The sequence below is a fragment of the Terriglobales bacterium genome, from assembly GCA_035624475.1.
Taxonomy (GTDB): domain Bacteria; phylum Acidobacteriota; class Terriglobia; order Terriglobales; family Acidobacteriaceae; genus DASPRL01.
This window is the reverse complement of the sequence record DASPRL010000189.1, coordinates 1-11,414: the sequence shown is the minus strand read 5'-3', so window position 1 is coordinate 11,414 and position 11,414 is coordinate 1. Positions and strand designations below refer to the sequence as shown.

Annotated in this window: 8 protein-coding genes and 1 tRNA gene; 6 read left to right on the top strand and 3 right to left on the bottom strand. The window is 67.0% G+C overall.

Annotated elements, in window-relative coordinates; translation table 11 throughout:
* The first annotated feature begins 138 nt into the window (after positions 1–138).
* The 4 genes from VEG08_07930 (at position 139) to VEG08_07915 (ending at position 7,617) form a co-directional block, all read left to right on the top strand.
* A complete protein-coding gene (locus tag VEG08_07930) occupies positions 139–1,332 on the top strand; it encodes an efflux RND transporter periplasmic adaptor subunit (GenBank protein HXZ27912.1) in 1,194 nt (397 codons plus the stop codon).
* Between the two features lie 49 nt (positions 1,333–1,381).
* Positions 1,382–4,465: a CusA/CzcA family heavy metal efflux RND transporter gene (locus VEG08_07925; GenBank protein HXZ27911.1), complete on the top strand. Its 3,084-nt coding sequence runs from the start codon at positions 1,382–1,384 to the stop codon at positions 4,463–4,465.
* 80 nt (positions 4,466–4,545) lie between these two features.
* Positions 4,546–4,827 carry a hypothetical protein gene (locus VEG08_07920; protein HXZ27910.1) on the top strand — a complete coding sequence of 94 codons (282 nt, stop codon included), beginning with the start codon at positions 4,546–4,548 and terminating at the stop codon, positions 4,825–4,827.
* A 150-nt stretch (positions 4,828–4,977) separates the two neighbouring features.
* Positions 4,978–7,617, top strand: a complete 2,640-nt coding sequence (locus VEG08_07915; protein ID HXZ27909.1) for a TonB-dependent receptor — start codon at positions 4,978–4,980, stop codon at positions 7,615–7,617.
* Positions 7,618–7,702: 85 nt separating this feature from the next.
* Here VEG08_07915 and VEG08_07910 read toward each other — a convergent pair whose 3' ends face one another.
* Positions 7,703–7,921 (bottom strand): hypothetical protein, encoded by a 219-nt coding sequence (locus VEG08_07910; GenBank protein HXZ27908.1) that lies wholly within the window; start codon positions 7,919–7,921, stop codon positions 7,703–7,705.
* 285 nt (positions 7,922–8,206) lie between these two features.
* Here VEG08_07910 and VEG08_07905 point away from each other — a divergent pair, with 285 nt between their 5' ends.
* Complete coding sequence (locus VEG08_07905; GenBank protein ID HXZ27907.1) at positions 8,207–8,545, top strand: PilZ domain-containing protein; 339 nt, start codon at positions 8,207–8,209, stop codon at positions 8,543–8,545.
* Positions 8,546–8,687: 142 nt separating this feature from the next.
* Here VEG08_07905 and VEG08_07900 read toward each other — a convergent pair whose 3' ends face one another.
* Complete coding sequence (locus VEG08_07900; GenBank protein HXZ27906.1) at positions 8,688–9,917, bottom strand: hypothetical protein; 1,230 nt, start codon at positions 9,915–9,917, stop codon at positions 8,688–8,690.
* A 128-nt stretch (positions 9,918–10,045) separates the two neighbouring features.
* Positions 10,046–10,121, bottom strand: a tRNA-Ile gene (locus VEG08_07895).
* 118 nt (positions 10,122–10,239) lie between these two features.
* Here VEG08_07895 and VEG08_07890 point away from each other — a divergent pair.
* Positions 10,240–11,412, top strand: coding sequence for a VWA domain-containing protein (locus tag VEG08_07890; GenBank protein ID HXZ27905.1), 1,173 nt, complete (start codon positions 10,240–10,242; stop codon positions 11,410–11,412).
* The last annotated feature ends 2 nt before the right edge of the window (positions 11,413–11,414 follow it).

Here is an 11,414-nt window from a genome sequence, read left to right as displayed (position 1 = left end):
CGGCGCCGCCACGCTGCTCGATTTTCTCGATGCCGAGCGCAGCTACCGCGCGACGCAACTGGCCTATCGCCAGGCCCTGGCCTCGTACATGGTCTCCCTAGAGCAGCTCAAGCAAGCCGTGGGGACCCGGAATCTGCCATGAGAGAAACGACGCAATCCACGCTGGGACTGGCCGCGCCGGGATACCGGGGGGCGGGCCTGCTCCTGTTCCTGTCGCTGCTCCTGCCGGCCGCGGGATGCGGCGACCGTTCCGCCAGCGAGATGACCTCCTACTCCGCCCGCGCCAAGGCCGGCGAGCAGGCGCAACTGTTTACCGTTCCCCCGGAGCAGATGCCGCACGTCCAGGTGGCGACGGTGGAGAGCGTGAGCCTGCCGCGCCGCCTGCGTCTCACCGGGACGGTGGCCTTCGACGGCTTCCATACCACCCCGGTCATCACCGAGGTGGGCGGGCCGGTGAGCCGCATCCTGGTCTCGCCGGGGCAGAAGGTGAAGGCAGGGCAGGTGCTGCTCTACGTCTCCAGTCCCGACTATGCGCAGGCGCGGGCCGCCTACCTCAAAGCGCGTTCCGCCTACGACCTGGCGGAGAAGAACTACACGCGCGCGCAGGACCTGTATGCGCACCACGCCATCGCGGAGCGCGACCTGCAGCAGGCGGAGTCGGACCGCAACCAGGCCCAGGCCGACTTCCAGGCGGCCGAGGAGGGGTTGCAGGTGCTGGGCGTGGCCCACCCGGAGGCGCTGGGAAAGCTGCCCGCCACCTCCGAGCTGCCTTTGCTGGCCCCCATCAGCGGAGAGGTGGTGGAGCGGCTGGTGGCGCCCGGGCAGCTGATCCAGTCAGGAGCCACGCAGTGCTTCACCATCTCCAACATGAGCACGGTGTGGGTGCTGGCCAACATCTACCAGAATGCGCTCGCAGAGGTACACGTCGGCGACCCGGTCAGCATCCAGGCCGACACTTATCCTGACGTCTTCCAGGGGAGGATCTCGTACATCGCGGCGGCGCTGGACCCGGGCACGCGCACCCTGCAAGCGCGCATCGACACCCAGAACCCGGGCGAGAAGCTGAAGAAGGACATGTACGTGACCGCGACGGTGGAGGCGGGGACGATCGCCGGCGCGCTGGTGGTGCCGGACGCGGCCGTGCTGCGCGACGCCGAGAACCAGCCTTTCGTGTACGTGCTGGCGGGCCAGAACCAGTTCGGGCGGCGCCCGGTGCAACTGGGAGAGAGCCAGGGCGGGCGCACCCAGATCACCAGCGGGCTGAAGGCGGGAGAGAAGGTGGCCGGGGACGGCAGCCTCTTCCTGCAATTCGCCAATTCGCTGCAACAATGAAGGAGCCTTGCGCGAGGAAGGACCCATTGCCTGAATCGGGCCGCACCGCATGATCCATCGCATCGTCCAAGCCGCCCTGCGCCAGCGCTTCCTGGTGCTGATGCTGACGGTGTTCATCACCGCCGCCGGCATCGAGTCCTTCCGGCGCATGCCGGTGGACGCCTATCCCGACCTCTCGCCGCCCATGGTGGAGATCATCACGCAGTGGCCGGGCCACGCCTCGGAGGAGATGGAACGCCTGGTCACGCTGCCCATCGAGGTGGAGATGAACGGGGTGCCCCACATGACGGTGATGCGCTCCATCACCCTCTACGGGCTCTCCGACGTGCGCCTCACCTTCGACGAGGGCGTGGACCCCTACTTCGCGCGTCAGGTGGTCTTCGAGCGGCTGGCGGAGGTGGCCCTGCCCAGCGGGGTGACGCCCTCGATGGCGCCGCTGTTCAGCCCCAGCGGCCTGGTCTACCGCTACGTGCTGGTGAGCCCCGACCGCAGCCCGCAGGAATTGAAGACCATCGAGGACTGGGTGGTGGAGCGCGCCTACAAGTCGGTGCCGGGGGTGGCCGACGACTCCGGCCTGGGCGGCGAGACCATGCAGTACCAGGTGCTGCTGGATCCGGCGCGCCTGTACGGCTACCACCTGACCGTGCCCCAGGTGGTCACGGCGCTGGCCAACAACAACAGCAACGCCGGAGGCGGCTTCTACTCCCAGGGCGGGCAGTTCTACTACGTGCGCGGGCTGGGCCTGGTACGCAACACCGACGACATCGGCAATATCATCGTGGGGGCCAGCAAGGGCGTGCCGGTGCGGGTGCGCGACATCGGCCAGGTGGTGATCGGGCACGCGCCCCGCCTGGGCCAGTTCGGTTTCAACCGCACCGACGACGCGGTGGAGGGCGTGATCCTGATGCGCCGCGGCGAGCAGACGCAGACCGTCCTTGCCGGGGTGCAGAAGAAAACCGAGGAACTCAACCGCGAGATCCTGCCTCGCGACGTCAAGGTGCGGCCCTTCTACGACCGCAGCGACCTGGTGCGGCTCACCACCGACACGGTGGAGGCCAACCTGCTGCGGGGCATGATCCTGGTCTTCGTGGTGCTGCTGTTCTTCCTGGTGAGCACGCGCGCCGCCGTCATCGTGGCCCTCACCATCCCCTTGAGCCTGCTGTTCTCCTTCATCTTCCTGCACGCCCACAACATCGACGCCAACCTGCTCTCCATCGGGGCCATCGACTTCGGCATCATCATCGACGGTACCGTGGTCATGATGGAGAACATCTACCGCGAACTGGGGCTGCGCCAGGGGCAGGAGTACCGCCTGCAGGAGGTGATCCTGGCGGCGGCGCGCGACGTGGACCGCCCCATCTTCTACTCGGTGGCCGTGATCATCGCCGGCTACCTGCCCATCTATGCCCTCAGCGGGCCCGCAGGCAAGCTCTTCGATCCCATGGCCGACACCATGGCCTTCGCCCTGCTGGGCGCGCTGGTGCTCACCCTGACCCTGGTTCCGGTGCTGGCCTCCTACTGGTTCCAGCAGGGGGTCAAGGAGCGCGTGAACAAGCCCTTCGAGTGGATCAAGGCGAAGTATGCGCGCGGGCTGGACTGGTCGCTCGACCATCCCGGCACGACCATGCTGGCGGCCAGCGCCATCTTCGGGCTGACCCTGCTGTTGGTGCCCTTCATCGGGGGCGAGTTCATGCCCCACCTGGACGAGGGCGCGCTCTGGATTCGCGCCACCATGCCCTACACCATCTCCTTCGAAGAGGCCAGCAGGCTGTCGCCGCAGGTGCGCGCGATCCTGCTCTCCTACCCGCAGGTGACGGAGGTGGCCTCGGAGCTGGGCCGCCCCGACGACGGCACCGATCCCACCGGCTTCTTCAACGACGAGTTCTACGTCGGCCTGAAGCCCTACAGCGACAAGGCCTGGCAGGGCAAGATCCGGACCAAGGAAGACCTGATCGCCGACATCGACCGCCGGTTGACCGCCTATCCCGGCATCACCTTCAACTACACCCAGCCCGCCGAGGACGCGGTGGACGAGGCCCTCACCGGGCTGAAGAGCTCGCTGGCGGTGAAGGTGTACGGACCCGACCTGGAAGTGCTGGAGCAGAAGGCGCTGGCCATCAAGAAGACGCTGTCGCAGGTGCCCGGCTTCACCGCGCTGACGGTGGTCCGCGAACTGGGGCAGCCCAGCCTCATCATCGACGTGGACCGCGAGAAGATCGCGCGCTACGGCATCAACGTGAGCGACGTCGAGGCGGTGGTGGAGGCGGCGGTGGGCGGGCAGGCGGCCACCCAGGTCATCCAGGGAGAGAAGCTCTTCGACCTGGTGGTGCGCATGGAGCCGCAGTACCGCTCCAACGCCCAGCAGATCGGGAACCTGCTGGTGGGCACGCCCGACGGCCAGCAGATCCCGCTCCGCCAGTTGGCCGAGATCCGCCAGGGCAACGGGGCGTCGTTCATCTACCGCGAGAACAACTCGCGCTACATCGGCATCCAGTACTCGATCGAGGGTCGCGACCTGGAACGCGCGGTGAAGGACGGCCAGGCCGCGGTGCGCAGGAACGTCTCCCTGCCCGAAGGCTACCGTCTGGCCTGGGGCGGCGAGTACGACGAATTCCTGGCCGCCAAGGCGCAACTCAACGTCATCGGACCCCTGGCCGTGCTGCTCATCTTCCTCATCCTGTTCGCGCTCTACGGCAACTTCAAGTTCCCCGTCACCATCGCGCTGGGCGTGATCCTGACCGAGCCGGTGGGCGCGCTGTTGGCCCTCAAGCTCACGCACACGCCCTTCAGCGTCTCCTCGGTGCTGGGGCTGCTGGCGCTGCTGGGAGTTTCGGTCGAAACCGCGGTCATCCTGGTCTCTTACATCAACAAGCTGCGGCTGGAAGGGATGGACATCCGGAGCGCGACCCGCGAGGCCGCTCTGCTGCGCTTGCGCCCCATCATGATGACGGCGCTGGTGGCCTGCCTGGGGCTGCTTCCGGCCGCACTTTCCACCGGCATCGGCTCCGACACTCAGCGGCCCTTCGCCATCGTGATCGTCGCCGGCCTCATCTCGCGCCTGCTGCTGGGCTTCTTCGTCAATCCCGTGCTCTACCTGTGGGTGGCCAGGGAAGGCGACGTGCTCCAGGTGTGACCATGCGCTACCCATCCCAAACCGAGTCCGCCCGCCTTCGGAGGAGGTATACTCCGACGAAGGCTACTCAGGTGGGACGGGTGTCCAGGACGGGCAGGTGGCGGCGGGCGCTGGCGTGGCTGGCGCTGCTGGCGGTGGTGTCGTTGGTGGCCCTGGATGCGGTGCACAGCCACCGTGACCTGGCCGGCTCCCACTCGCGCTGCGAACTCTGCCTGACCCTGCACGCTCCGGCGCTGCGCAGCGCCGCTGTCACCCTGCCGTTCTCGGTTTTGGCGCAGCCCTTGCAAGCTGCTGCCGTCCCGCACCTCCTCAGTCGGGCCCCTCTCTCCGACTTCTTCATCCGTCCTCCCCCGGCCGCCTAGCTGGAACAGCCTGCCGGCGCCACCGCCGGCTCGACTTCCAAGCTGGGCGGAGGGGGATGCGTGCGCTTCGGCGCCGCCCCCTTCCTTCCCGCCACGACACCCCCGGGCTGCGGGGAGGGAGGAAAAATGCAGAAAAGCTTCGTATCGAGCATGCTCTTGCTTCTGGGCTGGTTGTTTCTGTGCCTGGGGGCGTGGGCGCAATCCAGCAACTCCGGGACGATTGCAGGAGCGGTCAAGGACCCTGCCGGCGCCGTGGTTCCGGGAGCCACGGTCGAGATCACGTACTCGGTGAGCGGCTTTCGCCGGACGACCACCACCGGGAGCGCGGGCGAGTTCAACTTCGTCAACGTCCCCTTCAACCCCTATCGCCTGGTGTTGACGGCGAAGGGTTTTGCGCCCTATGCGCAGGATGTGGAAGTGCGTTCGGCAGTGCCCATCTCCCTGCAGATCGGCCTCAGCCTGGAGGGCGCGAAGACCACGGTCACGGTGGAAGCATCGGCCACGGACCTGATCGAGAATGACCCCAACTTCCACACCGACGTGGACCGCGGGCTCTTCCAGAAGCTGCCGCTGGAGAGCCAGTCGTCCTCGGTGAGTTCGCTGGTCACCCTGGCCTCCCCCGGCGTGGTGGCCGATTCCAACGGACTGTTCCACGGCCTGGGCGACCACGCCGAGAACTCCTTCTCGGTGGACGGCCAGCCCGTCACCGACCAGCAAAGCAAGGTCTTCTCCAACCAGCTCCCGGTGGACTCCATCGGCTCGCTGGAGGTGATCGCCGGCGCTCCCCCGGCGGAGTATGGCGACAAGACCAGCCTGGTCATCAACGTCACCACCCGCTCCGGGTTGGGCGAAACCACCCCCCATGGCAGCGTCACCGCCTCCTACGGCTCGTTCGGGACCGCGACCGGCGACTTCAACCTGGGCTGGGGCGGCAAGACGTGGGGGAACTTCATCGCAGTGAGCGGACTGAACACCGGACGCTTCCTGGATCCACCGGAGTTTCAGGTGATCCACGCCAAGGGCAACGAGGAGAACCTCTTCGACCGGGTGGACTTCCAGCTCGGCGAGAAGGATACGCTGCACGCCAATCTGGGCTTCACCCGTTCCTGGTTCCAGGAGCCCAACTCCTTCGACGCGGCGACCCTCGGGCAGGACCAGCGGGCGCAGATCCTGACCTACAACCTGAGCCCCAGTTGGACCCACCTCTTCAGCCCGACCACCCTGCTGACCGTCATCGCCTTCGCGCGCCATGACCGCTTCAACTACTATCCCAGCGCCGATCCCTTTTCCGACCTGACCGAGACGGTGTCGCAGCGCCGGGGACTCACCAATGCGGGGGTGCGCGCCGACCTCTCCTACGTGAAGGGCATCCACAACGCGAAGTTCGGGGTGACCTTCCAGCACACCTTCCTGAACGAGAACTTCAGCCTGGGCCTGACCGATCCCACCGTCAACTCGCCCTGCCTGGTGATCAATGCCGCCGGGGACTTCGTAGGCGATCCCAACACCGCCTTGACCGACCCCTCCATGTGCGCGCCGGGATTCGACAACACGGCCGGCAATCCGAATGCCAGCGCGCCGTTCGTCTCCTTGCTGGGCTGCTTCGACCTGACACGGCCGTTCCCGGCGCCGGGCGACGGCTGCGCCGGCCCGCTGAGCACGCTGTCCTTCTTCCACGGCCACGCCGACATCAAGGAACTGGCGCTCTACGTGCAAGATGCCATCACCAAGGGCAACTGGACCATCAGCCTGGGGATCCGCGGCGACATCTACCGCGGGCTGTCCAGCGGGGAGCAGGCCGAGCCGCGTGCCGGGGTGGCCTACAACATCAAGCGCACCAACACCGTGCTGCGCGCCTCCTACGCGCGCGTGATGGAGACGCCGTTCAACGAGAACCTGATCCTGGCCAGCGCGACCGGCGACCCGGTGATCGACGCCATCTTCGGGCAGAGTTCGGCGGCCGCCATCCCTCCCGGCTACCGCAACGAGTTTCACGCCGGCTTCCAGCAGGCCTTCGGCAAACACCTGGTGCTGGACGCCGACTATCTGTGGAAGTACACCCACAACGGCTACGACTTCAGCGACCTGCTGAACACCCCCATCTTCTTCCCCATCGCCTGGCACAACTCGAAGATCGACGGGGTCTCGGCGCGGCTGAGCCTGCCGAACTTCCACGGCTTGACGGCGTTCGTGGTGCTGGGACACGTGAACGCGCGCTTCTTCAACCCGCAGGTGGGGGGCCTGGGCAGCTCGCCGCCCAGCGGGGTCTTCCGCATCGACCACGACCAGGCCTTCCAGCAGACCACGCACCTGCAGTACCAGATCGGCAAACGGGGTCCGTGGGTGGCGTTCAACTGGCGCTATGACAGCGGGCTGGTAGCGGGGGCGGTGCCCTTCGCAGTGGACAACGTCACTCCCATCGATCTCACCGGCCTGACCGCGGACCAGCAGATCCAGGCGGGACTGTTCTGCGGGAACGTCTTTCCGACCTTGTCCTCACCGCTGGTGACCTGCGCGCCCTCGCTCTACGGCTCCACGCGCATCCAGATCCCGGCGCCGGGGATGGAGGACGACGACCACAACCCCCCGCGCATCGCGCCCCGCCACCTGTTCGACCTGGCGGTGGGCCACGACAACCTGTTCCACGGGGACCGCTACCAGTGGAGCCTGCGCTTCACCGTGGTCAACCTGACCAACGAGCTGGCGCTCTACAACTTCCTCTCCACCTTCAGCGGGACGCACTTTGTGACCCCGCGCACGGAGACGGTGGAGGTGGGCTTCCACTTCTAGACACGGCTGCGACGGGCAGCCGGCCTGCGCTGCCCGCCGCTGGCGCCGGCAGCCATGCCGATGCAGCTTCGGAGCCCAGCCCCGATCAGGAGGCCCGCTTGTCGAGCTTGAGCTCGAAGGGAGCCACCCGGACGGCTTCTCCCGCCTCCGCTTCCGGCTTGGCGTGCCGCCGGCAGTTGTGGGCGTTGAAGAAGAACGTCGCCTGTTGCAGGGCCTCGGTGGTGCTGGCGCGGCGCGAGGTCTGGAAGCTCCAGGTGCATTCGGAGCAGCTCCAGGTCATCTCCTGTTTGATCAGTCGTCGCATGCTGTTAACCTCCACGTTACTACCCGGGAATCTCTGCCTTGCTGAGGGCAGTCTCGCGCGGACGCGGGCGGCCGGCAAGTTACGTTGATAACTTGCGCCGTACCCCATCGTTACCGAAGTAAGCACAGGCCGCACACGATATATTTTCCGCTCCCCGCCGCCCCCATTACCCCCGTAACTTGACGGTAATCCCCTCCCGGCTTAGCCTGCGTCTTGGAGGATCGCGCCGGGAGCGCGACAGGTCCGCCGGGCTCGAGGTCGGGGCGGACGGCTGGGAGGTGGATCATGAGGAACTATTCCGAGCGACGCAAGCACCGCCGGTTGTCGGCAAAGATCGATGTGCGCTACGGCGCCAAGGGCGAATACCGGATGGCCCGCGCTTGTGACATCAGCGCCGGGGGCATCGGGCTCGCGGTCCCGGTCTCCTATCCGGTGGGGACGGAGCTGGACCTGCGCTTCCAGAACCATGACCAGGTCCACGGAGACCTGGTCCTGCTGAAGGCCCGCGTGCGCCACTCCGACGAGGAGCGGATGGGGCTGGAGTTCGTCAACGTCCCCGCCGGAAAGCGCGCCCGGCTGCTGCAGTTGCTGGAGGAGCTGGCGGCGGACCACGTCGCCGCCTGAGGGCGAGGCTTCTCCCGCCGCCGGGCCGCCCTTGGCTCCCGAGGTGTCGGTTTTCCTATCTGCTCTTGAGCCGGGGCCTGCGCCGCCGCCAAAGAAAAGGCCCGCACCGTAGCGGTGCGGGCCGGGACCTGCCGAGCCGTAGTCAGAAGCGGAAGAATATCCCTCCCGAGATCCCGATCTGCTGCTGGACCCCGTTGCTGGAGAAGGTGCGGAAGCCCGTGATCACCGGGCCGGTGAGAGTGTCCGCTAGGGCAGCGTTGTTGCTGAACTGAATCGTCGGGGAGGAAATGAACACAAACGCGACGTTGGGCGCGCCCAAGACCCGGCTGGGGCTGGCGTCCACCAGGTTGTCGATAGTGTTGGGGCTGAGGTAGTCGCGGACGTCCATGCGGATGCCCCAGTGCGGCGTCACATAGTACTTGAGGCCCGCACCGACATATCCGGTCACGACGTTGTCGCTGATGGTGTACCGCATCCCCACCGCGTCGGTCTCATTGAAGGGGGCCCCCGCAAACGTAAAGCTGTAATTCCCCACCAGGGTGGCGAACGGCATGTCGCCGGTGTTGTGGATGACTCCCAGGCCGAAGGTGAGGTAGGGGATGGCCCGGCCCTCGGTCTTGAGGTTCAGCACCGCGCCCCCGGTGATCAGGGCCTGGTGGCCGTCGCTGCGGTGAGCGGCCGCGGTCGAAGTGACCGTGACTCCGGTCGCCCCGATGAACGTGGTCATCTGGGTGAAGGCCGCTTGCCAACTGGCGCTGGTGGCCGCGATCTGGTTCAGCCCCCTGTCACTCATCTCCAGTTCACCCAGGTTGTAGTCGAAGTTCAGCTCCACGCCCCAGCGCGGGCTGAGTTCGCGGTAGAGGCGGCCCCCGAAGGCGGCGCCATGCTGCCGATGCACGACCTCACTGTTGAGCGCCGGGTCAAGCGGGCTGATGGTGTTGGTGAGGCCTGGGGCTGCGAATGCCGACACGAACTGGTTGTAGAGAGCGGCGCCATCGCCGAAGTACCAGGAGGATTCGAAACGTGAGGGGCCAACGACGGTAGCAAAGGGTACCCCGGGGTCGGGCAGAGCGACGCCGCCGCTGGAAGGGCTGGTGGCCAGCAGGCCGCCGCCATGGAATTCGACCTCCCACTTGCGATCCGGGTCGGGGCCGTCGGACGAAGCCGCCGCGGCGGCCGGCCGGGGCGTGGCAAAGGCTACGGCAGCGGGCTGATAGGGTGCAGGCGAAGGACTAGCCTGGGCAGCCGCCGCCACCGAGGACGAGGTCGCCGGGGCCTCCTGGGCCGCCACCGGCAAGCAGATCAGCGCCGCCAGCAAGACGGCGAGACCCAACATCAAGATCGTGGCCCGTGGAGCGTCGAGCTTGCGCATACTTGCCTCCTGAAATGCTCCTCCCAAAGTGCAGCCAGCCATTTTCCGGCGGACGGGGCCTGAAGTCCAGACTATTGTGGTGGTCTGGCGAATCCCGAGCGGCTCTTGCGAGGGACCTCGTAAGTGATTGGTGGGCCCGCCAGGATTCGAACCTGGGACCAAGGGATTATGAGTCCCCTGCTCTGACCGCTGAGCTACGGGCCCGTCCGAGGCTCACTGTAGCACAGAGCGGGCGCTCGAGCCGGAGGGGCGCAACCCCGCACGACAAACCCGCATCCAGTGGGTTAGATCCCTCAAATCTCCGCTCGAACCTGGGGCCCTTATGTCTCTCGCCCATCTCGCTTCTCCCCGCCGGCTGCTGGTCTTGGCCGGCGTGGCCGCGGCCGCGGCGGCGGCTGCGCTCGCCGCCCAGCAGACCAATACCTATTCTGTCGACGTCAACGTGGTCAACGTGCTGGTGACGGTGCGCGACAAGCACAGCAAGATCGTCAACAACCTGGGACAGAACGACTTCACCCTGGAGGAAGACGGCCGGCCGCAGACCATCCGCTACTTCTCCCGCGAGACCGACCTGCCTCTCACCCTGGGCTTGCTGGTGGACACCAGCCTGAGCCAGCTCCGCGTCCTTGAGCCGGAGCGCTCGGCCAGCGGGAAGTTCTTCGACCAGGTGCTGCGCGAAGACAAGGACCATGCGTTCCTCATCCACTTCGACCGGGAGGTGGAGCTGCTGCAGGACCTGACCAACTCGCGGCAGAAGCTGGACGACGCCCTGAACCTGCTGGAAACGCCGGCGCCGGGGGCGGAACCGAGGTCTGGCGGGGGTTCGTCCGGAGGCGGGTCTCCGCGGGGCGGTGGCTATCCCGGAGGCGGGTCTCCGCGTTCCGGGGGTGGCGGCGCCGGCCGCGGGCAATCCTACCGCGCGGGCACGCTGCTTTATGACGCGGTCTTCCTGGCCTCCGACGAACTCATGCAGAAGCAACAGGGGAGGAAGGCCGTGATCGTGCTCTCCGACGGCGTGGACCGAGGCAGCAAGACCAGCCTGGAGCGCGCCATCGAGACCGCCCAGCGCTCCAACACCATTGTGTACGCCATCCTCTTCAAGGATGGCCGCGGTTACGGCGGCGGCTGGGAGCGCGGTGGCATGGGCGGCCCCTGGGGAGGACGCCGCAGCGGCGGAGGCTATCCCCGCTATCCCCGGCAGGAAGAGGAGCGTCCCGACGGCAAGAAGATCCTTGAGCGCATGGCCACGGAGACCGGCGGGCGCATGTTCGAGGTCTCGAAGAAGGAGCCCCTGGAGCAGGTCTACCAGCAGATCCAAGAGGAGCTGCGCAATCAGTACAACCTGGGCTACACCCCCGATCGCGCCCCGGATACCGCGGAGTACCACCGCATCCGGGTGACCGCGAAGGGAAAAGACCTGGTGGTGCAGGCCCGCGACGGCTATTACTCCGGCGCACCGTCCTCCGGGGATGCGGGCAAAGCTCAGGTGCGGTAGGC